Genomic DNA, 25,826 nt, shown 5'->3' on the forward strand with positions numbered 1-25,826 from the left:
GCTGCCTATGTTGAGAATGACCCCACTTGCATCAGCAATCGTAGCGTTATTGCTCGGCATTGAAGCTTATGCAGCTGAAGAAACCTTTGATACCCATTTTATGATAGGTGGAATGAAAGACCAGCAGGTTGCAAATATTCGTCTTGATGATAATCAACCCTTACCGGGGCAGTATGACATCGATATTTATGTCAATAAGCAATGGCGCGGGAAATATGAGATTATTGTTAAAGACAACCCGCAAGAAACATGTTTATCAAGAGAAGTTATCAAGCGGTTAGGCATTAATAGCGATAACTTCGCCAGCGGTAAGCAATGTTTAACATTTGAGCAACTTGTTCAGGGTGGGAGCTATACCTGGGATATCGGGGTTTTTCGTCTCGATTTCAGTGTCCCGCAGGCCTGGGTGGAAGAACTGGAAAGTGGCTATGTTCCACCGGAAAACTGGGAGCGGGGTATTAATGCGTTTTATACCTCTTATTATCTGAGTCAGTATTACAGCGACTATAAAGCGTCGGGTAATAACAAGAGTACATATGTACGTTTTAACAGCGGGTTAAATTTACTGGGGTGGCAACTGCATTCTGATGCCAGTTTCAGTAAAACAAATAACAATCCAGGGGTGTGGAAAAGCAATACCCTGTATCTGGAACGTGGATTTGCCCAACTTCTCGGCACGCTTCGCGTGGGTGATATGTACACATCAAGCGATATTTTTGATTCTGTTCGCTTCAGAGGTGTGCGGTTGTTTCGTGATATGCAGATGTTGCCTAACTCGAAACAAAATTTTACGCCACGGGTGCAGGGGATTGCTCAGAGTAACGCGCTGGTAACTATTGAACAGAATGGTTTTGTGGTTTATCAGAAAGAGGTTCCTCCTGGCCCGTTCGCGATTACAGATTTGCAGTTGGCCGGTGGTGGAGCAGATCTTGATGTCAGCGTGAAAGAGGCGGACGGCTCGGTAACCACCTATCTGGTGCCTTATGCAGCGGTGCCAAATATGCTGCAACCCGGCGTGTCGAAATATGATTTAGCGGCGGGTCGTAGCCATATTGAAGGGGCGAGCAAACAAAGTGATTTTGTCCAGGCGGGTTATCAGTATGGTTTTAATAATTTATTGACGCTGTATGGTGGCTCGATGGTCGCGAATAATTATTACGCGTTTACTTTGGGGGCTGGCTGGAATACACGCATTGGTGCCATTTCCGTCGATGCCACTAAGTCGCATAGTAAACAAGACAACGGCGATGTGTTTGACGGGCAAAGTTATCAAATTGCCTACAACAAATTTGTGAGCCAAACGTCGACGCGTTTTGGTCTGGCGGCCTGGCGTTATTCGTCGCGTGATTACCGGACATTTAACGATCACGTTTGGGCAAACAATAAAGATAATTATCGCCGTGATGAAAACGATGTCTATGACATTGCCGATTATTACCAGAACGATTTTGGCCGCAAAAATAGCTTTTCCGCCAATATGAGCCAGTCATTGCCAGAAGGTTGGGGGTCTGTGTCATTAAGTACGTTATGGCGAGATTACTGGGGGCGTAGCGGCAGTAGTAAGGATTATCAGTTGAGTTATTCCAACAACCTGCGACGGATAAGCTATACCCTCGCGGCAAGCCAGGCTTATGACGAGAATCATCATGAAGAGAAACGTTTTAATATTTTTATATCGATTCCCTTTGATTGGGGTGATGACGTTTCGACGCCTCGTCGGCAAATATATATGTCTAACTCAACGACGTTTGATGATCAGGGGTTTGCCTCAAATAATACGGGATTATCAGGAACAGTAGGGAGTCGGGATCAGTTCAATTATGGTGTCAACCTGAGTCATCAACATCAGGGAAATGAAACGACAGCTGGGGCGAATTTGACCTGGAACGCGCCGGTTGCGACAGTGAATGGCAGTTATAGTCAGTCGAGTACTTATCGACAGGCTGGAGCCAGTGTTTCAGGGGGCATTGTCGCCTGGTCGGGTGGCGTTAATCTGGCGAACCGTCTTTCCGAAACGTTTGCTGTGATGAATGCGCCAGGAATTAAAGATGCTTATGTCAATGGGCAAAAATATCGCACAACAAACCGTAATGGAGTGGTGATATACGACGGAATGACACCTTATCGGGAAAATCACCTGATGCTGGATGTGTCGCAAAGCGATAGCGAAGCAGAATTACGTGGCAACCGGAAAATTGCCGCCCCTTATCGCGGCGCGGTTGTACTGGTTAATTTTGATACCGATCAGCGCAAGCCATGGTTTATAAAAGCGTTAAGAGCAGATGGGCAATCATTAACGTTTGGTTATGAAGTCAATGATATCCATGGTCATAATATTGGCGTTGTCGGCCAGGGAAGTCAGTTATTTATTCGCACCAATGAAGTACCGCCATCGGTTAATGTGGCAATTGATAAGCAACAAGGACTTTCATGCACAATCACCTTCGGTAAAGAGATTGATGAAAGTAGAAATTATATTTGCCAGTAATAGTCAGGTGGTTCTATGGAAATTCGCATAATGCTATTTATATTAATGATGATGGTTATGCCTGTGAGCTATGCGGCATGTTATAGTGAGTTATCTGTTCAGCACAACTTGGTTGTTCAGGGGGATTTTGCACTTACTCAAACACAAATGGCGACATATGAGCATAATTTTAATGATTCGTCATGCGTAAGTACAAATACTATCACCCCTATGAGCCCGTCGGATATTATTGTTGGACTTTATAACGATACCATAAAATTAAATTTACATTTTGAATGGACCAATAAAAACAACATCACGTTGTCAAATAATCAGACCAGTTTCACCAGTGGTTATTCAGTTACGGTGACACCTGCGGCCAGTAATGCAAAAGTGAATGTTTCTGCGGGGGGCGGCGGTTCAGTGATGATTAATGGTGTTGCGACATTATCCAGTGCTTCATCATCGACACGCGGGAGTGCCGCAGTACAATTTCTACTGTGTTTATTAGGTGGCAAGTCATGGGATGCATGTGTAAATAGCTACAGAAATGCATTGGCACAAAATGCAGGTGTCTATTCCTTTAATCTGACATTGTCATACAACCCGATAACCACAACCTGCAAACCGGACGATTTATTAATTACTTTAGACAGTATTCCCGTTTCACAATTACCAGCCACAGGTAACAAAGCAACAATAAATAGTAAACAAGGGGATATTATTCTGCGTTGTAAAAATTTATTAGGTCAACAAAATCAAACATCACGGAAAATGCAGGTGTATTTATCAAGTTCTGACTTGTTAACCAACAGCAACACAATACTGAAAGGTGCGGAAGATAATGGCGTAGGATTTATTCTTGAAAGTAATGGTTCGCCAGTCACACTTTTAAATATCACTAACAGCAGTAAAGGATATACAAATTTAAAGGAAGTTGCGGCGAAGTCAAAACTTACAGATACAACGGTTTCAATTCCGATAACAGCCAGTTACTACGTCTACGATACAAACAAAGTTAAATCTGGCGCACTGGAGGCAACCGCATTAATCAACGTGAAATACGACTAATAACAAGCAAGACGAGCAAGTGGCTAATAATAAAAAATAACAAGGTGTCTGCATTTCCCCCTCATGATGAGGGGGCTTTTTTTAGCGATGATAAAAAATCTCACCGTCGTAGGCTTTAATGATTTTACCGTCGGTGTCGCTGATCAACACGTACGCGCCACCCATATAGGTCCAGTGCGTCCCGGCATCAGGCGCGGGCAGGTTACGCAACTGCCACTGCTTAATGTTGTACTCATCGGTACGGTACATTTCTGGTACGGTGTCCCCTGGTTTGAAATGCTTAAAGTCAGCAATGAAACTACTTAACTCATACTTAGAAATTCCCGAGGTATTGGTCGAACCCGCGGTGGCTGGTGCGGCCCAGGCGGCACTGGTAACCAGCAAAAGCGCACCCAGCAACATCTTATTTTTAATGGTCATAAACTCTCCACTTTGGGGATCTGTAATATCAGTCGCATATCTTTCCTGCCATACAATATAACTGACAAGCGATATTTTGTTAGTGATCCCATGATTTCGTAAAAAGTGTAAATGAAAGGATGCCCTAAAAGCATCCTTAGCGAGCAGAGAGTCAGCGGAAATAGCTGATTTAAGAATCATCCTGGGCTGAAGATAACATGCAAGCCTAAAGGATTGAGTTATCGCATTATGCCCATGAAGCCATGTACGCCCATATACACACCGACTAAGCCAATCAACAGACTGGAAAAATAGGGGGCGCGTTTAGCGAGAGTGTTAAATCCGCTCCAGCGTTTTGCGACCTGCTGAACGCTGATTGCTGCGCCAACGCCTACGGTGACAAGCGTTAACGCCAGGCCAATGCTGAAACTGACGACCAGTGTTGCGCCCAGTGTCAGGGCTTTCAACTGAATGCATATCAACAGCACGGTAATTGCTGCCGGGCAGGGGATAAGGCCACCGGTTAAGCCAAATAACAAAATTTGCCAGTTGGTGACCTCTCTACCATCAAAGCGTCGTTTAATGTCATTGGCATGGGCTCGTGCATGGGCATCCTGATACTCGCCATGTTCGTGATGGTGATGATGTCCATGGTCGTGGTGATGTTCGTGATCGTGATGATGATGCTCATAATCATGCCCGTGCATATTCTCCAGCCAGTTGCGTTCGCCGCGCCAGGTACGCCAGAACATCCAGAACGCGGTGCTAATAATGATCACTGCGGAAATCAGCTGGAGCCACGGTTCTGCTGATTGAGCAGTAAAGCGCTTGCTGATCACCATCCCGCCAAAGGCAATTAACCAGACCACTGCGGTATGCGAAATAGTTGCTGCCAGTCCGAGCATCACCGCTTGTTTAATGGTGCCTTTGATGGCGATGATAAACGCCGCCATCATCGTTTTTGAGTGCCCTGGTTCCAGGCCATGAAGCGCACCAAGTAAGATGGCGCTGGGGATGAAGAACCAGGCGTTTCCTTGCTGAAGAAGAGTTGTAAATTCGGTCATGATAATAATTCTTAGTATTAATTCGGCAATCTGATTCTACTCCCCCCCAGTACCTGATACTACCCCCCAGTAGATTAATAGTGCTATGATTTTTCATATTCTTGTTAACCAGGTGTTGCCATGTCTCATACAATCCGTGATAAACAGAAACTGAAAGCGCGTGCCAGTAAGATTCAGGGCCAGGTCGTGGCGCTCAAGAAAATGCTCGACGAGCCGCACGAATGCGCTGCAGTTTTACAACAGATTGCTGCTATCCGTGGCGCGGTAAACGGTCTGATGCGGGAAGTGATTAAAGGTCATCTGACGGAACACATCGTTCACCAGGGGGATGAGCTAAAACGTGAAGAAGATCTGGATGTCGTTCTGAAGGTGCTGGATTCATATATCAAATAATTTATTAACGCGATTGTAAAACTGCCGTTTTTCCTCGTTTACAACGCGTGCGCTGGACATTACCATCCTCCTCTGCGATTTATCATCGCAACCAAACGACTCGGGGTGCCCTTCTGCGTGAAGGCTGAGAAATACCCGTATCACCTGATCTGGATAATGCCAGCGTAGGGAAGTCACGGACCACCAGGTCATTGCTTCTTCACGTTATGGCAGGAGCAAACTATGCAAGTCGACCTGCTGGGTTCAGCGCAATCTGCGCACGCGTTACACCTTTTTCACCAACATTCCCCTCTTGTGCACTGCATGACCAATGATGTGGTGCAAACCTTTACCGCCAATACCTTGCTGGCGCTCGGTGCATCGCCAGCGATGGTTATCGAAACCGAAGAGGCCAGTCAGTTTGCGGCTATCGCCAGTGCCTTGTTGATTAACGTTGGCACACTGACGCAGCCACGCGCTCAGGCGATGCGTGCTGCCGTTGAGCAAGCAAAAAGCTCTCAAACACCCTGGACGCTTGATCCAGTAGCGGTGGGTGCGCTCGATTATCGCCGCCATTTTTGTCATGAACTTTTATCTTTTAAACCGGCAGCGATACGTGGTAATGCTTCGGAAATCATGGCATTAGCTGGCATTGCTAATGGCGGACGGGGAGTGGATACCACTGACGCCGCAGCTAACGCGATACCCGCTGCACAAACACTGGCACGGGAAACTGGCGCAATCGTCGTGGTCACTGGCGAGATGGATTATGTTACCGATGGACATCGTATCATTGGTATTCACGGTGGTGATCCGTTAATGACCAAAGTGGTAGGAACTGGCTGTGCATTATCGGCGGTTGTCGCTGCCTGCTGTGCGTTACCAGGCGATACGCTGGAAAATGTCGCATCTGCCTGTCACTGGATGAAACAAGCCGGAGAACGCGCAGTCGCCAGAAGCGAGGGGCCAGGCAGTTTTGTTCCACATTTCCTTGATGCGCTCTGGCAATTGACGCAGGAGGTGCAGGCATGAAACGAATTAACGCTCTGACGATTGCCGGTACTGATCCGAGTGGTGGTGCGGGGATTCAGGCCGATCTTAAAACCTTCTCGGCACTTGGCGCTTATGGTTGCTCAGTTATTACTGCACTGGTGGCGCAAAATACCCGTGGCGTACAGTCGGTGTATCGCATTGAGCCTGATTTTGTCGCCGCCCAGCTCGATTCGGTGTTCAGCGATGTGCGAATCGATACCACTAAAATCGGTATGCTGGCGGAAACCGATATTGTTGAAGCGGTGGCAGAACGGTTGCAACGTTATCAGATCCAAAACGTGGTACTCGACACCGTTATGCTGGCAAAAAGCGGCGACCCGCTGCTTTCACCTTCGGCGGTTGCTACGCTGCGCAGTCGATTATTGCCACAGGTTTCATTAATAACGCCAAACTTGCCCGAAGCTGCCGCCTTGCTCGACGCGCCACACGCGCGCACCGAACAGGAAATGCTGGAACAAGGGCGATCGCTGTTGGCGATGGGCTGTGGCGCAGTGCTAATGAAAGGTGGTCATCTGGATGATGAGCAAAGCCCGGACTGGCTGTTTACCCGCGAGGGTGAACAACGGTTTACCGCACCGCGCATTATGACCAAAAACACCCACGGCACTGGTTGTACACTCTCTGCGGCGTTGGCTGCACTACGCCCGCGCCATACAAACTGGGCTGACACCGTACAGGAGGCAAAAAGCTGGCTTTCATCGGCGTTAGCCCAGGCCGACACGCTGGAAGTTGGTCACGGTATTGGTCCGGTTCACCACTTCCACGCCTGGTGGTGAGCACCGTACTATAGCTGCTTTGGTTATTGTCAGCCTTTGGCACTGACATTCAGGGATGAAACCAATGCAGCTAAGAATTACCAGTCGAAAAAAACTCACCTCTCTATTATGCGCTCTTGGGCTAATTTCCATCGTTGCAATTTATCCGCGTCAGACGGTGAATTTTTTCTATTCGACAGCAGTTCAGATTACAGACTACATCCACTTCTACGGTTATCGCCCGGTTAAATCTTTCGCTATTCGCATTCCTGCCAGTTACACCATTCACGGAATAGATGTTTCGCGCTGGCAGGAGCGGATCGACTGGCAGCGGGTGGCAAAAATGCGCGACAATGGTATCCGCTTACAGTTTGCTTTTATTAAGGCGACGGAAGGCGAAAAGCTGGTGGACCCCTATTTTTCGCGTAACTGGCAACTAAGCCGCGAAAATGGCCTGCTGCGTGGGGCGTATCATTATTTCTCCCCGTCGGTATCCGCTTCAGTTCAGGCGAGATTATTTCTGCAAACGGTGGATTTCTCACAAGGCGATTTCCCTGCCGTGCTGGACGTAGAAGAACGGGGAAAATTATCGGCAAAAGAATTACGCAAGCGGGTAAGTCAGTGGCTAAAAATGGTCGAAAAAAGTACGGGGAAAAAGCCGATTATTTACTCAGGAGCCGTTTTTTATCACACCAATCTGGCGGGCTATTTCAATGAATATCCGTGGTGGGTGGCTCACTACTATCAACGTCGTCCGGACAATGACGGAATGGCCTGGCGCTTCTGGCAGCATTCCGACCGTGGACAGGTAGATGGCATCAATGGTCCGGTGGATTTTAATGTATTTAATGGCACGGTGGAGGAGTTGCAGGCATTCGTTGATGGGATTAAAGAAACGCCTTAAATAAGAAGCAGTGATATACTCCCACCAGACTCCCCGGCAGGAAAAAGACAAATGGAACAAGCGCATACCCAGCTGATTGCCCAACTGAACGAGCGTATTTTAGCGGCGGATAACACGCCGCTTTATATTAAGTTTGCCGAAACGGTAAAAAATGCCGTGCGCAGCGGGGTGCTGGAGCATGGCAATATTTTGCCCGGTGAGCGTGATTTAAGTCAGTTAACCGGCGTTTCGCGCATTACGGTGCGCAAGGCGATGCAGGCGCTGGAAGAAGAGGGTGTGGTGACGCGTTCGCGCGGTTACGGCACGCAGATCAACAACATCTTCGAATACTCGTTGAAAGAAGCGCGAGGTTTTTCTCAGCAGGTGGTATTGCGCGGGAAAAAGCCCGATACGCTATGGGTTAACAAGCGTGTCGTGAAATGTCCCGAAGAAGTCGCGCAGCAGCTGGCGGTCGAAGCAGGAAGTGATGTCTTTTTGCTTAAGCGTATTCGCTATGTCGATGAAGAAGCGGTATCGATTGAGGAATCGTGGGTTCCGGCGCATTTAATTCATGATGTTGATGCCATCGGGATTTCACTTTATGACTATTTCCGCAGCCAGCACATTTACCCACAACGTACGCGTTCCCGCGTTAGCGCCCGGATGCCGGATGCCGAGTTTCAGTCACATATTCAGTTAGATAGCAAAATACCGGTGCTGGTGATCAAGCAAGTGGCGCTTGACCAACAGCAACGGCCTATTGAGTACAGCATTAGCCACTGTCGCAGCGATCTATACGTTTTTGTGTGCGAGGAGTAGTTCCTCGCGCGTTGGCGCACAATCACCGCCCCGATGCCCGACAACCCACGACGCCACTGCATTGCCCAGTAATACGGCATCCGCCAGTGGCAGACCAGAGGCCAGCCCGGCAAGTACGCCACCGGCATGACTGTCGCCCGCCCCAATGGTGTCGACAACTTGCGTTGGAAATGCCGGAATGCAGCCAGAAGCGTCGTTGCTGAAATACCATGCGCCTTCTTTATCGAGACGAACGATCAACGGCGCGGCAAATTTCTCCTGCCATTGCTTGCCAAGTGTTGTTATCTCTGCGGATAAAGCAAAACGTTCGGCGGCAATCTCAGCCTCTTGACGATTGAGCGACACTAAAGGTCGACAGGCCATGATCCGCGCCAGTAATGCATCCGGGATATCGCCAATACGTGGGCCAAAATCGATAAACGGCGTCACGTCTTGCAGCTCTTCCAGCCATTCCACTAACAATTCGCCGCAGGGCGAGGCCAGTTGATAACCGGAAAAATAGAGCAGGCTGCCAGGCGCAACGGTTAATCGCGCCAGCCACTGGCGATTCCACTGATTTTCAACACCGCTGAATGACATAAAAGTGCGTTCGCCATCCGGCTCAACCAGCGCCAGACACCAGCCGTTATCACCTTCGGCGTTATCGATCAGGCTGATTAAGCCCTCTTTTGCCATCCGGTTGCGAATCATCTCCGCCCACACGCCCTGACCGAGCGGCAAGGCATTACCCGCTTCGATGCCGAGGCGCTTTAACGCCACGGCAATATTCAGTGCGCAGCCGCCAACGTTAACGCTCTGCTGTTTCAGTTCGATATCGCACCCACGCCAGGGGAGGGCATAAGCGTCGGCGATCACGTCAATGACCGCCGCGCCGACGACCATCACCGACTGACGCGTGGTTAATTCAGGCAGCAGCGTGTGTAATCGAGCGCCGCTCATACCGCCTCCCGTTGTTGACGATATTTCGCCAGCGCTGTGGCATAGCGGTTGAAATCAAGCTGATTTACCGCATCCAGTTCCGCCTTTAACGCAGGATCGATAGCGTTAACGCCATGCAACGCGCCGCAAATTGCCGTCGCCATAGCACCGATGGTGTCTGTGTCGCCGCCAAGGTTAGCGCACAGGACGGCGCAGCGATTCGGGTCGGTTTGTGCCAGTTCAACCAGCGCAATGGCGCACGGAACGGACTCAATAGTGCTGGTACCTGCGCCAACGACCTGGTAAAGCTGTTCGCTGGCGGATTCGGTGCCGTCGGCATTGCGCACAATTTTCAGCGCAATCTCCAGCCGCGCCGCCAGTGAGGCGCTGAACGTAGTGATGCGTTTTTGCTGTGCATGTCGCGCAATTGAAGGCAGGGAATCAACAATCGCTGACCAGCTTTCTCCGTCAATGGCACGAGAAATCGCCCATGCGATGACTACCGCGCCTGCAACCGCCAGATCGGATTTATGGGTCGGGCTGGACGCCAGCGCTACATCATCAATAAAGGAATCAACATCACGCGCCGGAAGCAAACAACCTAATGGCGAGACGCGCATCGCTGCGCCGTTGGTCACGCCGTTGTTTTCCAGTTCAGCAACGGGTTTACCGTCGCGAATGGCGTTAAGCGCAATCTTCGAGGTCGGACCTAGTACGTTTTTGTTAAAGGCGTCGAAACGCAGCGCCCAGTCGAGAATATTACGCCCAATCAGATCCGGATCGATCTTGCCTTCACGTTCCAGTAACGCATCCGCCAGACACAGCGCCATCGAGGTATCGTCGGTGAATTCGGCGCGGTTAAAATAACAGGCCGCGTTATTCTCCTTTGGTCCAGGAAGAAAACGGTCAATCCAGCCAAAGTGTGCTTTAACGCGGCTGCGTGGCCAAAGCTCGGAGGGCATCCCCATCGCATCCCCTAACGCCTGCCCATAAAGAGCACCGAGAATACGTTCTGTTTTCATTTAACTTCCCCTTGTGTCAACGCAATATCGCGATCATCGACCTTGATAGCCGTAATTTCGTTGTCGGATTCGCGGAAAAAAATCATGAACAGCACGGCGATAATGGCAATCATCACCGCGCCGAAAGTCCACATCCCGGACCAGTTGAAAGTCAGTCCGTTTACCGGTTCCTGATAAGCGAACATCTTTTCCATCATCACACCGCCAAGACGATAGCCGAGCAAACTGCCGAAGCCCTGGCAGCAGAGCGTGATCAGCCCCTGCGCAGCGGTACGCATATGCACGGGGGCTTTTTTATCGACATAGATGTAAGCGGTAACGTAGTAAAAATCGTAACTTACGCCGTGAAGCAAAATACCGAGGAACAGTAACGCGTAGGTGAAATATTCATCCGCACTACCGTAAATAAAGAAGCCATAGCGGATCGCAGCGGTGACCAGACCAAGCAATAATACCTTTTTGATACCAAAGCGTTTAGTGAAAAACGGCAATGCCAGCATAAAGAAGATTTCAGAGAACTGGCCGAGCGTCATCCAGCCGGTGGCGTTTTTCATGCCAACTTCGGTCAGATAACCGTTGGCAAAGATGTAATAGAACGCTAGTGGCATCGCAAACAGGAATGAACAGAAGAAAAAGACGAGGAAGTTTTTATCGCGCAGCAGGATCAGCGCATCCAGGCCGAGCATGACTTTAATATCCATTTTGCCGGTGCTTTTTGGTGGCGTGTCGGGCAGGAAAAACGCAAACACACCGAGCAGAGCAGAACTTCCGGCGGTAATCAGCAGCGGGATGTTAGTCGGTGAGATATCGGCATACCCCAGTATTTGCGGCAAGAAACCACATGCCAGACCGGAGGCAATCCAGCCGATAGTGCCCATCACACGAATGCGCGGGAAATCACGCTCAACATCCGGCACGTTGGCAAAAGCGATGCTGTTAGTCAGCGCAATGGTCGGCATATAGGTTAGCGAGTAGGCCAGCAGTAACGGGAAGAACCCGGCAAAAGTGGTCTGTTGCGCAGCGAAATACATCAGCAGCGCGCCTGCGAACATCAATACCGCCAGCACTTTTTGCGCCGAGAAAAAGCGGTCAGTGATGGAGCCAACCAGAATTGGCGACAGGATCGCCGCAATGGCGGTACAGGCATACGACCAGCCAATTTCTCCGGCACTAAAACCGCTTTTACTTAACCACAACCACAATGGCACAAACCACGCGCCCCAGATAAACCATTCAACAAACATCATGAACGACAGCTTTGCTGTTGTTTTCATCTTTTAATTCCTTCATGACAGGTAATGTAAGGTACGCGATGACAATACCACTTAATAATACCTTTTAAATACCTTTGCGGTGAAAACTTGACCGCGCTAACATTTTTTCTGATGAATCGAGCCAACAGAAAACGCTGAAAAAACATCCAAAAGATGGAAAAACTCGCCCGTAACGACCAGGATTATGATTGCCCGCAAAAGGCGGGCCAGGACAATCCATAGCCGATATCCAATCGGAATTTACGGGAGCATAGTAATGACAGATATTGCGCAGTTGCTTGGCAAAGACGCCGACAACCTTTTACAGCACCGTTGTATGACAATTCCTTCTGACCAGCTTTATCTCCCCGGACATGACTACGTAGACCGCGTAATGATTGACAATAATCGCCCGCCAGCGGTGTTACGTAATATGCAGACGTTGTACAACACCGGGCGTCTGGCTGGCACAGGATATCTTTCTATTCTGCCGGTTGACCAGGGCGTTGAGCACTCTGCCGGAGCTTCATTTGCTGCTAACCCGCTCTACTTTGACCCGAAAAACATTGTTGAACTGGCGATCGAAGCGGGCTGTAACTGTGTGGCGTCAACTTACGGCGTGCTGGCGTCGGTATCGCGGCGTTATGCGCATCGCATTCCATTCCTCGTCAAACTTAATCACAACGAGACGCTAAGTTACCCGAATACCTACGATCAAACGCTGTATGCCAGCGTGGAGCAGGCGTTCAACATGGGCGCGGTTGCGGTTGGTGCGACTATCTATTTTGGCTCGGAAGAGTCACGTCGCCAGATTGAAGAAATTTCTGCGGCTTTTGAACGTGCGCACGAGCTGGGTATGGTGACAGTGCTGTGGGCCTATTTGCGTAACTCCGCCTTTAAGAAAGATGGCGTTGATTACCATGTTTCCGCCGACCTGACCGGTCAGGCAAACCATCTGGCGGCAACCATCGGTGCAGATATCGTCAAACAAAAAATGGCGGAAAATAACGGCGGCTATAAAGCAATTAATTACGGTTACACCGACGATCGTGTTTACAGCAAATTGACCAGCGAAAACCCGATTGATCTGGTGCGTTATCAGTTAGCTAACTGCTATATGGGTCGGGCTGGGTTGATAAACTCCGGCGGTGCTGCGGGCGGTGAAACTGACCTCAGCGATGCAGTGCGTACTGCGGTTATCAACAAACGCGCAGGCGGAATGGGGCTGATTCTTGGACGTAAAGCGTTCAAGAAATCGATGGCTGACGGCGTGAAACTGATTAACGCCGTGCAGGACGTTTATCTCGATAGCAAAATTACTATCGCCTGATACGCCTTATACGAACAACACCACCCCGTAGGACGGATAAGGCGTTTACGCTGCATCCGGCAACCTATGCCTGATGCGACGCTGAAGCGTCTTATCATGCCTACATAGCACTGCCACGTATGTTTACACCGCATCCGGCATAAAAACACGCGCACTTTGCTACGGCTTCCCTATCGGGAGGCCGTTTTTTTGCCTTTCACTCCTCGAATAATTTTCATATTGTCGTTTTTGTGATCGTTATCTCGATATTTAAAAACAAATAATTTCATTATATTTTGAAATCGAAAACAAACGACAGGATATGAAAATGTACGTGGTATCGACAAAGCAGATGCTGAACAACGCACAGCGCGGCGGTTATGCGGTTCCGGCATTCAATATTCACAATCTCGAAACGATGCAAGTGGTGGTAGAAACCGCTGCCAACCTGCATGCGCCGGTCATCATCGCCGGAACGCCTGGCACATTTACTCATGCTGGTACAGAAAATCTGTTGGCGCTGGTCAGCGCGATGGCGAAGCAATATCACCATCCACTGGCAATTCATCTCGACCATCACACGAAATTTGACGATATCGCTCAGAAGGTTCGTTCTGGCGTGCGCTCAGTCATGATTGACGCCTCGCATTTGCCTTTTGCGCAAAATATTTCACGGGTCAAAGAGGTGGTGGATTTTTGCCATCGCTTTGATGTCAGCGTCGAGGCGGAGCTGGGGCAACTTGGCGGCCAGGAAGATGATGTGCAAGTCAATGAAGCCGATGCGTTGTACACCAACCCCGCTCAGGCGCGTGAATTTGCCGAGGCAACCGGAATTGATTCCCTGGCGGTCGCCATCGGCACGGCTCATGGGATGTATGCCAGCGCACCGGCGCTTGATTTTTCTAGACTGGAGAACATTCGCCAGTGGGTGAACTTACCGCTGGTGCTGCATGGCGCGTCAGGGTTATCGACTAAGGATATTCAGCAAACCATCAAACTGGGGATATGCAAAATCAACGTTGCAACGGAGCTGAAAAATGCCTTCTCGCAGGCGTTAAAAAATTACCTGACCGAGCACCCTGAAGCGACCGATCCCCGGGATTATTTGCAGTCGGCTAAATCCGCAATGCGCGATGTGGTGAGCAAAGTGATTGCCGATTGTGGCTGCGAGGGCAGGGCATAACGCACCTGCCATTTAACAAGGAAAAAACATGAAAACGTTAATTGCCCGGCATAAAGCTGGTGAACATATCGGCATATGTTCAGTCTGTTCTGCCCATCCGTTGGTTATCGAAGCGGCGCTGGCATTTGATCGCAACAGCACGCGCAAAGTGCTGATTGAAGCAACGTCAAACCAGGTCAATCAATTTGGCGGTTATACCGGAATGACACCGGCAGACTTTCGCGAATTTGTTTTTACGATTGCCGATAAAGTTGGGTTTGCACGCGAACGCATTATTCTCGGCGGCGATCATCTGGGGCCAAACTGCTGGCAGCAAGAAAATGCGGATGCGGCGATGGAAAAATCCGTCGAGCTGGTAAAGGAATATGTTCGTGCCGGCTTCAGTAAAATTCATCTTGATGCGTCAATGTCCTGCGCGGGGGATCCCATACCGTTAGCACCAGAAACGGTTGCGGAACGAGCTGCTGTGCTTTGCTTTGCTGCGGAAAGTGTGGCGACAGATTGCCAGCGTGAGCAACTGAGCTATGTCATTGGCACCGAAGTTCCGGTTCCGGGCGGTGAGGCCAGCGCCATTCAGTCAGTACACATCACCCATGTTGAAGATGCCGCCAATACTTTACGTACGCATCAAAAGGCCTTTATTGCCCGTGGGCTGACAGAGGCGTTAACACGTGTGATTGCCATCGTGGTGCAGCCGGGTGTGGAATTTGATCACAGCAATATTATCCATTATCAGCCGCAGGAAGCGCAGCCGCTGGCGCAATGGATAGAAAACACCCGAATGGTTTATGAAGCACATTCTACCGATTACCAGACCCGGACGGCTTATTGGGAATTAGTCCGCGATCACTTTGCAATATTGAAAGTCGGTCCCGCATTAACCTTTGCTTTACGCGAGGCGATATTTGCACTGGCACAAATTGAGCAGGAACTTATCGCCCCTGAAAATCGCAGCGGTTGCCTGGCGGTAATTGAAGAAGTGATGCTCGACGAACCGCAATACTGGAAAAAATATTATCGTACGGGTTTTAACGATTCATTACTGGATATTCGTTACAGCCTGTCGGATCGTATTCGTTATTACTGGCCGCATAGTCGGATTAAAAATAGCGTCGAAACGATGATGGTGAATCTTGAAGGCGTGGACATCCCACTGGGCATGATTAGTCAGTATCTTCCCAAACAATTTGAACGCATTCAGTCCGGGGAATTATCAGCAATACCGCATCAGCTGATTATGGATAAAATTTATGATGTTTTGCGCGCCTATCGCTACGGCTGTGCGGAATAAGGACGGTATATGACTAACCTGTTTGTTCGTAGCGGAATTTCTTTTGTCGATCGTAGCGAAGTTTTAACCCATATCGGTAATGAGATGCTCGCCAAAGGTGTGGTTCATGATACCTGGCCACAGGCATTAATTGCCAGAGAAGCAGAATTCCCTACCGGGATAATGCTTGAGCAGCACGCTATTGCAATACCGCATTGTGAGGCGATTCATGCTAAGTCGTCAGCCATTTATCTGTTAAGGCCAACAAATAAAGTTCATTTTCAGCAAGCGGATGATGATAACGACGTGGCGGTATCGTTGGTTATTGCGTTGATTGTGGAAAATCCGCAGCAGCAATTGAAACTTTTACGCTGTTTATTTGGCAAGTTACAACAGCCCGATATCGTCGAGACACTAATCACTCTTCCTGAAACCCAGTTAAAGGAATACTTCACAAAGTATGTTTTAGATTCAGACGAATAAATCCCTCTGTAACAATAAAAAGGACTATTTATGAAACGCAAGATTATTGTCGCTTGCGGAGGCGCGGTTGCGACCTCTACGATGGCGGCGGAAGAAATTAAAGAGTTGTGTCAGAATCATAATATTCCTGTTGAATTAATCCAGTGTCGGGTTAATGAAATAGAAACCTATATGGATGGTGTGCATTTGATATGCACCACTGCCAAAGTGGATCGTAGTTTTGGCGATATTCCGTTAGTTCACGGCATGCCTTTTATTTCTGGTATCGGTATCGAAGCATTACAAAATAAAATTCTGACTATCTTACAGGGGTGACCTATGTTTTCAGAAGTCATGCGTTATATTCTCGACCTCGGCCCTACGGTGATGCTGCCGATTGTCATCATTATTTTTTCTAAAATATTAGGCATGAAGGCAGGCGATTGCTTTAAAGCGGGTCTGCATATCGGGATTGGCTTTGTTGGCATTGGCCTTGTGATTGGCTTAATGCTGGATTCCATTGGCCCGGCGGCGAAAGCGATGGCGGAAAATTTCGACCTGAATCTGCATGTGGTCGATGTTGGCTGGCCGGGCTCTTCACCAATGACCTGGGCGTCGCAAATTGCGCTGGTGGCGATTCCGATTGCGATTCTGGTTAACGTGGCGATGTTACTGACCCGTATGACGCGGGTGGTAAATGTTGATATCTGGAATATCTGGCATATGACCTTCACCGGCGCGTTGCTGCATCTGGCAACCGGTTCATGGATGATAGGGATGGCAGGTGTGGTAATTCACGCGGCGTTTGTTTATAAGCTCGGCGACTGGTTTGCCCGCGATACCCGAAATTTCTTTGAGCTGGAAGGTATTGCTATTCCGCACGGTACGTCGGCGTATATGGGGCCGATTGCGGTGCTGGTCGATGCTATCATCGAGAAAATCCCAGGCGTTAACCGAATTAAATTTAGCGCCGACGATATTCAGCGCAAATTTGGTCCATTTGGCGAGCCTGTCACCGTGGGTTTTGTGATGGGGCTGATTATCGGCATCCTCGCGGGTTACGATGTCAAAGGTGTATTGCAGCTGGCGGTAAAAACGGCGGCAGTGATGCTGCTAATGCCACGGGTGATTAAACCCATCATGGATGGTTTAACGCCCATCGCTAAGCAAGCTCGTAGTCGTTTACAGGCGAAGTTCGGCGGTCAGGAGTTCCTGATTGGCCTTGATCCGGCGTTGCTGCTGGGACATACGGCGGTGGTATCGGCAAGCCTGATTTTTATCCCACTCACCATTTTAATTGCTGTTTGTGTGCCGGGTAATCAGGTGCTGCCGTTTGGCGATCTTGCCACCATCGGCTTCTTCGTGGCGATGGCGGTCGCCGTGCATCGTGGAAATCTGTTCCGCACCTTAATCTCGGGTGTCATCATTATGAGCATCACCCTGTGGATCGCGACGCAAACTATTGGTTTGCACACCCAACTGGCGGCTAATGCTGGGGCGTTAAAAGCCGGGGGTATGGTGGCTTCAATGGATCAGGGCGGTTCTCCCATTACCTGGTTACTGATTCAGGTTTTCTCCCCGCAAAATATTCCCGGTTTCATTATTATCGGTGCAATTTATCTGACCGGTATTTTCATGACCTGGCGTAGAGCGCGTGGCTTTATTAAACAAGAGAAAGTCGTTCTCGCAGAATAATTTTTACCTGAGGGGGAGGTTATCCCCCTTAACAATCAGGAGTTTTTATGAAATCAGTGGTGAATGATACTGATGGTATCGTGCGCGTTGCAGAAAGCGTCATTCCTGAAATTAAACATCAGGATGAGGTGCGGGTAAAAATTGCCAGCTCGGGCTTATGTGGTTCCGATTTACCCAGGATATTTAAAAATGGTGCACATTATTATCCAATAACGTTAGGCCATGAATTTAGCGGCTATATTGATGCGGTGGGATCCGGTGTTGATGATTTACACCCTGGCGATGCGGTTGCCTGTGTGCCGTTATTACCCTGTTTTACTTGTCCAGAGTGTCTGAAAGGGTTTTATTCCCAGTGCGCAAAATATGATTTTATTGGCTCGCGGCGTGATGGTGGATTTGCTGAATATATTGTCGTTAAGCGAAAAAATGTCTTTGCTCTACCCACGGATATGCCTATTGAGGATGGGGCTTTTATTGAGCCGATTACCGTTGGTCTGCATGCTTTTCATTTAGCGCAAGGTTGTGAGAATAAAAACGTTATTATTATTGGTGCCGGAACCATTGGCCTGCTGGCCATTCAGTGCGCTGTCGCGCTGGGAGCAAAGAGTGTGACGGCGATCGACATTAGTTCAGAAAAACTGGCACTGGCAAAATCTTTCGGTGCGATGCAAACATTTAACAGTAGCGAAATGAGCGCGCCGCAAATGCAGAGCGTTTTACGCGAACTGCGCTTTAATCAGCTTATCCTCGAGACGGCTGGCGTACCGCAAACTGTCGAACTGGCGGTAGAGATTGCCGGTCCTCATGCCCAACTGGCGCTGGTGGGCACGTTGCATCAGGATCTGCATTTAACATCGGCAACGTTTGGCAAAATATTGCGTAAAGAGCTGACGGTTATCGGCAGTTGGATGAACTACTCCAGCCCTTGGCCGGGGCAGGAGTGGGAAACGGCGAGCCGGTTGCTGACAGAACGTAAGTTAAGCCTGGAGCCATTAATCGCTCACCGTGGAAGCTTTGAAAGCTTCGCCCAGGCGGTGCGTGACATCGCTCGTAATGCTATGCCGGGCAAAGTGTTGCTCATTCCCTGAAACCGCGGGCCAGCGTGATGCTGGCCCGGTATTGTGCAAAACAGATCATTCACCAATGGTCCCCCTTCGTTTACACTAGCCACAATTGAATATGGGTAAATGACGATGAATTCATTCGAGCGAAGGAATAAGATCATCCAATTAGTGAATGAACAGGGAACCGTGCTTGTTCAGGATCTGGCGGGAGTATTTGCTGCCTCGGAAGCGACAATCCGTGCCGATTTGCGCTTTCTCGAACAAAAAGGCGTGGTTACGCGCTTTCATGGCGGTGCGGCGAAAATAATGTCTGGTAATAGTGAAACCGAGACCCAGGAAGTCGGGTTTAAAGAGCGATTTCAGCTCGCCAGCGCGCCAAAAAACAGAATAGCGCAGGCGGCAGTCAAAATGATCCACGAAGGGATGACTGATCCTACCCACGTAATATGGACACAGGCCTAAGCGAGGTTCTTGTTTTCAAATTGTTCCGGACTGAGGCCGCCACACCAACTGTGCCGCCGCCACCGATTGTAATCACATTCGATATAATTAAACACCGTTGCCCGCATTATTTCCCGGCTGATAAAGTGTTCTCCATGGATACATTCCACTTTCAGCGAATGAAAGAAGCTTTCCACGCAGGCATTATCGTAGCAGCAACCTTTTGCGCTCATACTTCCACGCAGATTATGCCGCTTCAGTTGCGCCTGATAATCTGCTGAACAGTACTGGCCTCCACGGTCCGTGTGAACGATAACGTTCCGGGGCCTCTTACGCCGCCACAGCGCCATCTGCAGGGCATCGCAGGCCAGTTGCGCCGTCATGCGTGGCGACATTGACCAGCCAATAACGGCACGTGACCACAGGTCAATGACCACTGCCAGATACAGCCAGCCTTCATCTGTACGTAAGTACGTGATGTCTCCTGCCCACTTCTGGTTCGGGCCACTGGCGTAAAAATCCTGCTCCAACAGATTTTCTGACACAGGCAGGCCGTGTGCGCGGTAGCTGACCGGGCTGAACTTCCGGGAGGCCTTTGCCCTCAGTCCCTGACGGCGCAGGCTTGCCGCCACGGTTTTTACGTTAAAGGGGTAACCCTGAGCACGCAGTTCATCCGTCAGGCGTGGGGCACCGTAACGCTGTTTTGACCGGGTAAAAGCCGCGAGGACAACGCTGTCGCAGTGTTGGCGGAACTGCTGACGCGTGCTTATCCTTGTCCGCCGCTGACACCACGTATACCAGCCGCTGCGGGCCACCCGGAGCACGCGGCACATTGCTTTGATGCTGAACTCAGCCTGATGTTTTTCAATAAAGACATACTTCATTTCAGGCGCTTCGCGAAGTATGTCGCGGCCTTTTGGAGGATAGCCAGCTCTTCATCCCGTTCTGCCAGCTGGCGTTTGAGACGTGCAATCTCGGTAGACATCTCCAGTTCACGTTCAGAAGACGTCTGCTGATTTTGCTGTTTACTGCGCCAGTTGTAGAGTTGTGATTCATACAGGCTGAGTTCACGGGCTGCGGCAGTAACACCGATGCGTTCAGCAAGCTTCAGGGCTTCACTGCGAAATTCAGGCGAATGCTGTTTACGGGGTTTTTTACTGGTTGATACTGTTTTTGTCATGTGAGTCACCTCTGACTGAGAGTTTACTCACTTAGCCGCGTGTCCACTATTGCTGGGTAAGATCAGACCGTTATTCTCGACAGCGGAAGTACGACAATGCTTATCGCCGAAGGATTAATGACCGCCAAAAATATCACGGTGATTACCAACAGTCTCCCGGCAGCGTTTGCCCTTTCCGAAAATAAAGACATTACTCTGGTCGTCTGTGGTGGCACGGTCCGCCATAAAACGCGCTCGATGCATGGTTCCATTGCCGAGCGTTCATTACAGGATATTAATGCCGATTTAATGTTTGTCGGTGCTGATGGTATTGATGCGGTTAATGGTATTACGACCTTTAATGAAGGTTATTCTATTAGCGGTGCGATGGTCACAGCCGCTAATAAAGTGATTGCCGTTCTCGATTCATCGAAATTTAACCGTCGCGGTTTTAATCAGGTACTACCAATCGAAAAAATTGACATTATTATTACCGATGATGCTGTGTCAGAGGTGGATAAACTGGCATTGCAGAAGACGCGGGTAAAATTAATTACGGTGTAGTATTGTTCTGTATGCCGGATAAGGTGTTTACACCGCATCCGGCATTACGGATTCTCCCTGGTTCAAGAGAGAATAGTTTGATTAACGCAACAGTGGACAATCTGGTGGTAATCGACAACGCAACGCTGCCGGAAGTATTTCAATATGAAAATTTTGCCCACTCAACGGTTCGCCATCAAGATTAAAGGTGATGTCGTGTGGTGCCTGAATATCAAACCACGACGAAGCGCCTTCGATAATATTCGGGTTATCTTCGTCAGATTTTAAGGTTGATACGAGAGCCGGAAGTATTTCATCGCCGGTAAAAATGCGCAGTTGCAGCAAGCCATCGTTAATTAACGCGTTCGGACACAATTGCTGACCGCCACCGGCCTGACGCCCGTTACCAATACCAATGACCAGGGCGTCACCTTGCCAGTGAAAGTTTTCACCGCGGATTTCACAACGGTCCGGTTGCAGAGTATCCATACGCATTAAGCCATGAATGATGTAAGAGACGCTACCCAGCGCGGCTTTTAATTTTTCCGGCGTTTCTGTGGTAATACGCGTCCCAAATCCGCCTGTCGCCATATTAATAAAACAGGTTTGTTTGTTGACCTGCGCCATATCTATCGCAATGGCGTCACCGGCAATTGCCAGTTTCAGCGCCTTATCCAGTGCCTCAGGAATCCCTACACTGGTGGCAAAATCATTGGCGGTTCCTAATGGCAAAATTCCCAGCGCGGGTATGTCATCCCCCTCACACTGAATCAACGCCGTAGAAACTTCATTAATGGTGCCATCGCCACCACCGGCAATCACCGTTGCGACGCCAAACTTCCGGGCCTCCTCTACATATCGTGCGGCATCGCCTTTCTCCCAGGTGACCCGCACATGGATCGTCATTCCTTCCTCACGCAACAGCATAATTGCTTCGCGCAAGGGTAGATTGTCAGTACTTTTGCCATTAAGAATCAGTAAGCTGGCGGGAAATTCTGCCATGATCGTATGTGCCTTTATGATTGGTCTGTAGATAGTGTAGAGCAGAAAACAAAAGGTGGAGTCAGAACAGGATGAAAGTCGGAGGATAAAAAGTCAGTTCAAGTATGGAGGATTCAGTGGTTACCACCAGGAGCTTGCAATGGGGACAGCGAATACTAACGGCTGCCACCGATAAATTTCAAAAAAGAGCATATACCTAATATTCAACTAAACAGTGGCATCTTCAATATAATATATTAAAGCCCCCATGGAGTTACCCTGAAGGGCCTCAATGTCCGTAATTCCTACTTATGTAGGAAATGTTGTACAGAACATTTATTATAATCCTATTCAATTATAATAATCATGCCATTATTATATTTAAACACTAGAGAGTGTCGTTGGTATTTAATGGGGGAAGGTGAGATGAAAAAGATAGCTGCTATATCATTAATTAGTATTTTTATTATGTCTGGTTGTGCTGTGCATAATGATGAGACAAGTATCGGTAAATTTGGTCTTGCATATAAAAGTAATATTCAGCGTAAACTCGATAACCAATACTACACCGAAGCCGAAGCTTCTTTAGCCAGGGGTAGAATATCTGGTGCAGAAAATATAGTAAAAAATGATGCAACTCATTTCTGTGTTACTCAGGGCAAAAAAATGCAAATAGTTGAGCTGAAGACAGAAGGTGTAGGATTACATGGTGTCGCTCGTCTGACATTCAAATGTGGAGAGTGAGAATATTTTTTGGTAAGCGTCAAATATGCGCGTTCTGGCTGTGCGTAGCCGGAACCTGTGGGAGCACGATGCCGATAAGTGAAAGGCATCGTGCTATGAAGGAGGATTCTATCGATGTGGTCAATGGAAGACGGTTACCAGAGATAGGGCTTATGCATAAAAAAATAAGCCCGTGTAGCAGAGTTCTCCATCAGCCTGGCTACCGGTCGGGCAGATATTTACACGGAAACACCGGTCAAAGTGTCTGGCTTTAAGCGCGTCATAGACGAGCAGGACTGGACAATCACTAAGGTGACACATTTTCTGAATAATAGCGGCTTCACGACGTCATTAGAGCTTGAGGTCAGGCTTTCTGATGTGGGGTACGAAACAGAAGATAATGAGTGATGTTTTTATTTTATCTGTTTGTTTTGTAAGGGTAAATTAACTAAAATGGCACCATCAACAAAACCGGAAGAGGTGCTCGCGATGTTTCATTGTCCTTTATGCCAGCATGCCGCACATGCGCGTACAAGCCGCTATATCACTGACACGACAAAAGAGCGTTATCACCAGTGTCAGAACGTGAATTGCAGCGCCACGTTCATCACTTATGAGTCGGTACAGCGATACATTGTGAAGCCGGGAGAAGTCCACGTCGTAAGGCCGCACCCGTTGCCGTCAGGGCAGCAAATTATGTGGATGTAATTAGAAACAGGAAGCCCCTCAGTCGAGGGGCTTTTTTGTCGATGTGGTCAATGTGTGGACGTGACCAGAAATAAATCCTTTTATTTCATTGTATTACGCGTAAAAAATAAGCCCGTGTAAGGGAGATTACACAGGCTAAGGAGGTGGTTCCTGGTACAGCTAGCATTTTATGGGTTATGTTTTTCAGCGAAACGGATGATAACCTTAATAAATGCAGCTGTATGTGATCGGTTTCTAAGAATTTTCCATCCGGGAAAAATAATCGAAATTAATCACTTACCGTGGGGATTACGCGTGGTTTCCCCGGAGAAATTACGCATCAGCAGCGCGTAATTGAGCTCAAGATCCTGCGGGACCGGGAGCCACACAGTATAACCATCGCCTGGTGCTATCGGCATAGCTTCGCCTTTGGCGTTTTCCATGTGCTCAAGGGTAAAATTAATGTTGCCTTGCGGCGTCATCAGCTCAAGGCTGTCGCCAACGGAGAATTTATTTTTCACCGCTACCGCCGCGAGGTCCCCCTTGCGCTCACCGGTAAACTCACCAACAAACTGCTGGCGGTCAGAAACTGAATAACCGTATTCGTAGTTCTGATAATCGTCGTGAGTATGACGACGCAGGAAACCTTCGGTATAGCCACGATGCGCCAGACCTTCCAGAGTTTCCAGCAGGCTGGTATCGAACGGTTTTCCCGCAGCGGCGTCATCGATAGCTTTGCGGTAAACCTGTGCGGTGCGTGCACAATAGTAGAAAGATTTGGTACGACCTTCGATTTTCAGCGAATGCACGCCCATTTTGGTCAGGCGTTCTACATGGGCGATGGCGCGCAGATCTTTCGAGTTCATGATGTAAGTGCCGTGCTCATCTTCAAACGCGGTCATATACTCGCCCGGACGCTGGGCCTCTTCGATCATAAACACTTTGTCGGTTGGTGCGCCGATACCCAGCGTCGGCTCAACATTTTGCACCGGAATCGGCTCGTACTTGTGTACGATGTTGCCAACATCATCTTCTTTCCCTTCCTGGACGTTGTACTCCCAGCGGCAGGCGTTGGTGCAGGTGCCCTGGTTCGGGTCGCGCTTGTTGATATAGCCAGAGAGCAGGCAGCGACCGGAGTAGGCCATGCACAGCGCGCCGTGAACGAAGATCTCGATCTCCATATCCGGCACCTGATTGCGGATCTCTTCAATCTCTTCCAGCGACAGCTCGCGAGAGAGGATCACGCGGGTCAGGCCCATTTGCTGCCAGAATTTCACCGTCGCCCAGTTCACGGCGTTAGCCTGCACCGAAAGGTGGATCGGCATTTCAGGGAAGTGCTCACGCACCAGCATAATCAGCCCTGGATCGGACATAATCAGCGCATCCGGCCCCATTTCCACCACCGGTTTCAGGTCACGGATAAAGGTTTTCAGCTTGGCGTTGTGCGGTGCAATGTTGACCACGACATAAAACTTTTTCCCCAGCGCGTGGGCTTCATTGATGCCGAGCTGAAGATTTTCGTGGTTGAATTCGTTGTTGCGCACACGCAGGGAATAACGCGGCTGGCCCGCATAAACAGCATCTGCGCCATAAGCGAAAGCGTAACGCATATTTTTCAGCGTTCCCGCCGGGGAAAGGAGTTCCGGTTTAAACATAATTCTCTCGTTCTGATGACAGGTCAGATCCGCTTCACCTGATGAAGCGGTTAGGGGAGTGCCCCCACTTTAAGGGCGGGCATTGTAGCGCTGTGGGGGGCTCTGGTAAAGCGCCGGACGCCAACAACCCACGCCCGGCATCGTAATTACGTATTGTCTTTCACCGTCTGGCTTGTGCCATTGGCTTTAACGGAGGCAATTCCGGTTTCACGAGATTGCGCGGTGGCGTACATCTGGCTGGAGCCGATAATTTGATGATTAGCGGCTTTCAGATTGAAATAGAATTTGCCGTTACTTGCCGTTTTTTTCTCATAGCGTTCTTCTTGCGGGCTGTTGCTACGCACCGACGCGATGCCCTTTTCCGCAGAGGTTTTTGAGGTATAAAGCTCGCTGGTGAGGATAGTCTCACCATTGCCCGCTTTTAGCACAAACCGGAACTGATTATCACTGCTCTTACTGAGTTCAAACCAACCAGCCATAATGACTCCTTGATTGAAATTGTGTATCGAAAACAGCATCTAAAGGTGCTGTTTACCGATTAAAGTATGAGCGATTTTCTGATGCCTGCCAGGGCGGAG

At 49.1% G+C, this 25,826-nt stretch carries 25 protein-coding genes, 3 pseudogenes and 1 riboswitch; of the genes and pseudogenes, 19 read left to right on the top strand and 9 right to left on the bottom strand.

Annotation, left to right across the window (positions count from 1 at the left end):
- Positions 1-7: 7 nt before the first annotated feature.
- Both KXD89_RS08015 and KXD89_RS08020 read left to right on the top strand, forming a co-directional pair.
- Complete coding sequence (locus KXD89_RS08015; protein WP_000945454.1) at positions 8-2,488, top strand: fimbrial biogenesis outer membrane usher protein; 2,481 nt, start codon at positions 8-10, stop codon at positions 2,486-2,488.
- Positions 2,489-2,503: 15 nt separating this feature from the next.
- Positions 2,504-3,538 carry a putative fimbrial-like adhesin protein gene (locus KXD89_RS08020; RefSeq protein ID WP_000405713.1) on the top strand — a complete coding sequence of 345 codons (1,035 nt, stop codon included), beginning with the start codon at positions 2,504-2,506 and terminating at the stop codon, positions 3,536-3,538.
- 81 nt (positions 3,539-3,619) lie between these two features.
- Here KXD89_RS08020 and rcnB read toward each other — a convergent pair whose 3' ends face one another.
- Both rcnB and rcnA read right to left on the bottom strand, forming a co-directional pair.
- Complete coding sequence (rcnB, locus tag KXD89_RS08025; RefSeq protein WP_000153067.1) at positions 3,620-3,958, bottom strand: Ni(II)/Co(II) efflux transporter accessory subunit RcnB; 339 nt, start codon at positions 3,956-3,958, stop codon at positions 3,620-3,622.
- A gap of 218 nt (positions 3,959-4,176) precedes the next feature.
- A complete protein-coding gene (gene rcnA, locus KXD89_RS08030) occupies positions 4,177-5,001 on the bottom strand; it encodes a nickel/cobalt efflux protein RcnA (protein WP_000134636.1) in 825 nt (274 codons plus the stop codon).
- Positions 5,002-5,121: 120 nt separating this feature from the next.
- Here rcnA and rcnR point away from each other — a divergent pair, with 120 nt between their 5' ends.
- From rcnR to KXD89_RS08055, 5 genes are all read left to right on the top strand, one after another.
- The gene (gene rcnR / locus KXD89_RS08035; protein ID WP_000019944.1) at positions 5,122-5,394 is read left to right on the top strand and encodes a Ni(II)/Co(II)-binding transcriptional repressor RcnR; all 273 of its coding nucleotides are present in this window, start codon (positions 5,122-5,124) and stop codon (positions 5,392-5,394) included.
- 91 nt (positions 5,395-5,485) lie between these two features.
- Positions 5,486-5,582, top strand: a riboswitch (TPP riboswitch).
- Positions 5,583-5,616: 34 nt separating this feature from the next.
- Complete coding sequence (gene thiM, locus KXD89_RS08040; RefSeq protein WP_001195564.1) at positions 5,617-6,405, top strand: hydroxyethylthiazole kinase; 789 nt, start codon at positions 5,617-5,619, stop codon at positions 6,403-6,405.
- On the top strand, positions 6,402-7,202 hold the full coding sequence (gene thiD, locus KXD89_RS08045) for a bifunctional hydroxymethylpyrimidine kinase/phosphomethylpyrimidine kinase (RefSeq protein WP_000822274.1): 801 nt from the start codon (positions 6,402-6,404) through the stop codon (positions 7,200-7,202). Before thiM ends, thiD begins: the two co-directional genes overlap by 4 nt.
- 64 nt (positions 7,203-7,266) lie before the next feature.
- Complete coding sequence (locus tag KXD89_RS08050; protein WP_001351783.1) at positions 7,267-8,085, top strand: glycoside hydrolase family 25 protein; 819 nt, start codon at positions 7,267-7,269, stop codon at positions 8,083-8,085.
- Between the two features lie 51 nt (positions 8,086-8,136).
- Positions 8,137-8,883, top strand: coding sequence for a GntR family transcriptional regulator (locus KXD89_RS08055; protein ID WP_000434038.1), 747 nt, complete (start codon positions 8,137-8,139; stop codon positions 8,881-8,883).
- Here the strand turns inward: KXD89_RS08055 and KXD89_RS08060 are convergent.
- The 3 genes from KXD89_RS08060 to KXD89_RS08070 are packed head-to-tail and all read right to left on the bottom strand — an operon-like array spanning position 8,857 to position 12,097.
- The gene (locus KXD89_RS08060) at positions 8,857-9,822 is read right to left on the bottom strand and encodes a carbohydrate kinase family protein (protein WP_000012001.1); all 966 of its coding nucleotides are present in this window, start codon (positions 9,820-9,822) and stop codon (positions 8,857-8,859) included. The two genes, KXD89_RS08055 and KXD89_RS08060, sit on opposite strands and share 27 nt — an antisense overlap.
- A complete protein-coding gene (locus tag KXD89_RS08065) occupies positions 9,819-10,823 on the bottom strand; it encodes an ADP-ribosylglycohydrolase family protein (protein WP_000846217.1) in 1,005 nt (334 codons plus the stop codon). Before KXD89_RS08065 ends, KXD89_RS08060 begins: the two co-directional genes overlap by 4 nt.
- A complete protein-coding gene (locus tag KXD89_RS08070) occupies positions 10,820-12,097 on the bottom strand; it encodes a nucleoside permease (RefSeq protein WP_000858484.1) in 1,278 nt (425 codons plus the stop codon). Before KXD89_RS08070 ends, KXD89_RS08065 begins: the two co-directional genes overlap by 4 nt.
- Positions 12,098-12,353: 256 nt before the next feature.
- Between KXD89_RS08070 and fbaB the strand changes: the two genes are divergently transcribed.
- The 8 genes and pseudogenes from fbaB to KXD89_RS08110 form a co-directional block, all read left to right on the top strand.
- Positions 12,354-13,406 carry a class I fructose-bisphosphate aldolase gene (fbaB, locus tag KXD89_RS08075; protein ID WP_000129551.1) on the top strand — a complete coding sequence of 351 codons (1,053 nt, stop codon included), beginning with the start codon at positions 12,354-12,356 and terminating at the stop codon, positions 13,404-13,406.
- A 307-nt stretch (positions 13,407-13,713) separates the two neighbouring features.
- Positions 13,714-14,568 carry a tagatose-bisphosphate aldolase subunit GatY gene (gene gatY, locus KXD89_RS08080; RefSeq protein WP_001307281.1) on the top strand — a complete coding sequence of 285 codons (855 nt, stop codon included), beginning with the start codon at positions 13,714-13,716 and terminating at the stop codon, positions 14,566-14,568.
- Positions 14,569-14,596: 28 nt separating this feature from the next.
- Positions 14,597-15,859 carry a tagatose-bisphosphate aldolase subunit GatZ gene (gene gatZ / locus KXD89_RS08085; RefSeq protein ID WP_000853883.1) on the top strand — a complete coding sequence of 421 codons (1,263 nt, stop codon included), beginning with the start codon at positions 14,597-14,599 and terminating at the stop codon, positions 15,857-15,859.
- Positions 15,860-15,868: 9 nt separating this feature from the next.
- Positions 15,869-16,321: a PTS galactitol transporter subunit IIA gene (gene gatA / locus KXD89_RS08090; protein WP_000182899.1), complete on the top strand. Its 453-nt coding sequence runs from the start codon at positions 15,869-15,871 to the stop codon at positions 16,319-16,321.
- Positions 16,322-16,351: 30 nt separating this feature from the next.
- Positions 16,352-16,636: a PTS galactitol transporter subunit IIB gene (gene gatB / locus KXD89_RS08095; protein WP_000823270.1), complete on the top strand. Its 285-nt coding sequence runs from the start codon at positions 16,352-16,354 to the stop codon at positions 16,634-16,636.
- Positions 16,637-16,639: 3 nt separating this feature from the next.
- A complete protein-coding gene (locus KXD89_RS08100) occupies positions 16,640-17,995 on the top strand; it encodes a PTS galactitol transporter subunit IIC (protein ID WP_000490679.1) in 1,356 nt (451 codons plus the stop codon).
- A gap of 47 nt (positions 17,996-18,042) precedes the next feature.
- Entirely contained in the window at positions 18,043-19,083 is a 1,041-nt protein-coding gene (gene gatD / locus KXD89_RS08105; protein WP_000844219.1) for a galactitol-1-phosphate 5-dehydrogenase, read from the top strand.
- Positions 19,084-19,188: 105 nt separating this feature from the next.
- Positions 19,189-19,488: pseudogene (locus tag KXD89_RS08110) on the top strand (DeoR family transcriptional regulator); the annotation flags it as partial.
- Between the two features lie 29 nt (positions 19,489-19,517).
- Here KXD89_RS08110 and KXD89_RS08115 read toward each other — a convergent pair.
- Positions 19,518-20,680 (bottom strand): IS3-like element IS3 family transposase gene (locus tag KXD89_RS08115; protein ID WP_085947771.1). Its coding sequence is split into 2 segments (ribosomal slippage): positions 19,518-20,419 and positions 20,419-20,680, totalling 1,164 coding nucleotides; the frame shifts between segments, so codons are not numbered across the junction.
- A gap of 66 nt (positions 20,681-20,746) precedes the next feature.
- Between KXD89_RS08115 and KXD89_RS08120 the strand changes: the two are divergent.
- Positions 20,747-21,223: pseudogene (locus KXD89_RS08120) on the top strand (DeoR/GlpR family DNA-binding transcription regulator); the annotation flags it as partial.
- Positions 21,224-21,304: 81 nt separating this feature from the next.
- Here KXD89_RS08120 and yegS read toward each other — a convergent pair.
- A complete protein-coding gene (yegS, locus tag KXD89_RS08125) occupies positions 21,305-22,204 on the bottom strand; it encodes a lipid kinase YegS (protein WP_000807348.1) in 900 nt (299 codons plus the stop codon).
- 405 nt (positions 22,205-22,609) lie between these two features.
- Here yegS and yegR point away from each other — a divergent pair, with 405 nt between their 5' ends.
- From yegR to ogrK, 3 genes and pseudogenes are all read left to right on the top strand, one after another.
- Positions 22,610-22,927 carry a protein YegR gene (gene yegR / locus KXD89_RS08130; protein WP_001318299.1) on the top strand — a complete coding sequence of 106 codons (318 nt, stop codon included), beginning with the start codon at positions 22,610-22,612 and terminating at the stop codon, positions 22,925-22,927.
- Positions 22,928-23,101: 174 nt separating this feature from the next.
- A pseudogene (locus KXD89_RS08135) lies at positions 23,102-23,314 on the top strand (phage late control D family protein); the annotation flags it as partial.
- 81 nt (positions 23,315-23,395) lie between these two features.
- Positions 23,396-23,614: a prophage transcriptional regulator OgrK gene (gene ogrK, locus KXD89_RS08140; RefSeq protein ID WP_000468310.1), complete on the top strand. Its 219-nt coding sequence runs from the start codon at positions 23,396-23,398 to the stop codon at positions 23,612-23,614.
- Positions 23,615-23,886: 272 nt separating this feature from the next.
- Here ogrK and yegQ read toward each other — a convergent pair whose 3' ends face one another.
- Together yegQ and KXD89_RS08150 are read right to left on the bottom strand one after the other, a co-directional pair.
- Positions 23,887-25,248 carry a tRNA 5-hydroxyuridine modification protein YegQ gene (yegQ, locus tag KXD89_RS08145; protein WP_000476011.1) on the bottom strand — a complete coding sequence of 454 codons (1,362 nt, stop codon included), beginning with the start codon at positions 25,246-25,248 and terminating at the stop codon, positions 23,887-23,889.
- Between the two features lie 146 nt (positions 25,249-25,394).
- Positions 25,395-25,727 (bottom strand): YegP family protein, encoded by a 333-nt coding sequence (locus KXD89_RS08150; RefSeq protein ID WP_001350529.1) that lies wholly within the window; start codon positions 25,725-25,727, stop codon positions 25,395-25,397.
- Positions 25,728-25,826 lie beyond the last annotated feature (99 nt).

Source organism: Escherichia sp. TC-EC600-tetX4, assembly GCF_019356055.1.
Classification (GTDB): domain Bacteria; phylum Pseudomonadota; class Gammaproteobacteria; order Enterobacterales; family Enterobacteriaceae.

Coding starts and splice junctions, on each gene's coding strand:
- fbaB (WP_000129551.1), top strand. CDS start 12,354: ATGACAGATATTGCGCAGTTGCTTGGCAAAGACGCCGACAACCTTTTA.
- gatZ (WP_000853883.1), top strand. CDS start 14,597: ATGAAAACGTTAATTGCCCGGCATAAAGCTGGTGAACATATCGGCATA.
- yegR (WP_001318299.1), top strand. CDS start 22,610: ATGAAAAAGATAGCTGCTATATCATTAATTAGTATTTTTATTATGTCT.
- thiM (WP_001195564.1), top strand. CDS start 5,617: ATGCAAGTCGACCTGCTGGGTTCAGCGCAATCTGCGCACGCGTTACAC.
- KXD89_RS08100 (WP_000490679.1), top strand. CDS start 16,640: ATGTTTTCAGAAGTCATGCGTTATATTCTCGACCTCGGCCCTACGGTG.
- KXD89_RS08050 (WP_001351783.1), top strand. CDS start 7,267: ATGCAGCTAAGAATTACCAGTCGAAAAAAACTCACCTCTCTATTATGC.
- yegS (WP_000807348.1), bottom strand. CDS start 22,204: ATGGCAGAATTTCCCGCCAGCTTACTGATTCTTAATGGCAAAAGTACT.
- rcnR (WP_000019944.1), top strand. CDS start 5,122: ATGTCTCATACAATCCGTGATAAACAGAAACTGAAAGCGCGTGCCAGT.
- ogrK (WP_000468310.1), top strand. CDS start 23,396: ATGTTTCATTGTCCTTTATGCCAGCATGCCGCACATGCGCGTACAAGC.
- KXD89_RS08015 (WP_000945454.1), top strand. CDS start 8: ATGTTGAGAATGACCCCACTTGCATCAGCAATCGTAGCGTTATTGCTC.
- rcnA (WP_000134636.1), bottom strand. CDS start 5,001: ATGACCGAATTTACAACTCTTCTTCAGCAAGGAAACGCCTGGTTCTTC.
- gatD (WP_000844219.1), top strand. CDS start 18,043: ATGAAATCAGTGGTGAATGATACTGATGGTATCGTGCGCGTTGCAGAA.
- KXD89_RS08065 (WP_000846217.1), bottom strand. CDS start 10,823: ATGAAAACAGAACGTATTCTCGGTGCTCTTTATGGGCAGGCGTTAGGG.
- yegQ (WP_000476011.1), bottom strand. CDS start 25,248: ATGTTTAAACCGGAACTCCTTTCCCCGGCGGGAACGCTGAAAAATATG.
- gatB (WP_000823270.1), top strand. CDS start 16,352: ATGAAACGCAAGATTATTGTCGCTTGCGGAGGCGCGGTTGCGACCTCT.
- KXD89_RS08150 (WP_001350529.1), bottom strand. CDS start 25,727: ATGGCTGGTTGGTTTGAACTCAGTAAGAGCAGTGATAATCAGTTCCGG.
- gatA (WP_000182899.1), top strand. CDS start 15,869: ATGACTAACCTGTTTGTTCGTAGCGGAATTTCTTTTGTCGATCGTAGC.
- thiD (WP_000822274.1), top strand. CDS start 6,402: ATGAAACGAATTAACGCTCTGACGATTGCCGGTACTGATCCGAGTGGT.
- KXD89_RS08070 (WP_000858484.1), bottom strand. CDS start 12,097: ATGAAAACAACAGCAAAGCTGTCGTTCATGATGTTTGTTGAATGGTTT.
- KXD89_RS08060 (WP_000012001.1), bottom strand. CDS start 9,822: ATGAGCGGCGCTCGATTACACACGCTGCTGCCTGAATTAACCACGCGT.
- KXD89_RS08020 (WP_000405713.1), top strand. CDS start 2,504: ATGGAAATTCGCATAATGCTATTTATATTAATGATGATGGTTATGCCT.
- rcnB (WP_000153067.1), bottom strand. CDS start 3,958: ATGACCATTAAAAATAAGATGTTGCTGGGTGCGCTTTTGCTGGTTACC.
- KXD89_RS08055 (WP_000434038.1), top strand. CDS start 8,137: ATGGAACAAGCGCATACCCAGCTGATTGCCCAACTGAACGAGCGTATT.
- gatY (WP_001307281.1), top strand. CDS start 13,714: ATGTACGTGGTATCGACAAAGCAGATGCTGAACAACGCACAGCGCGGC.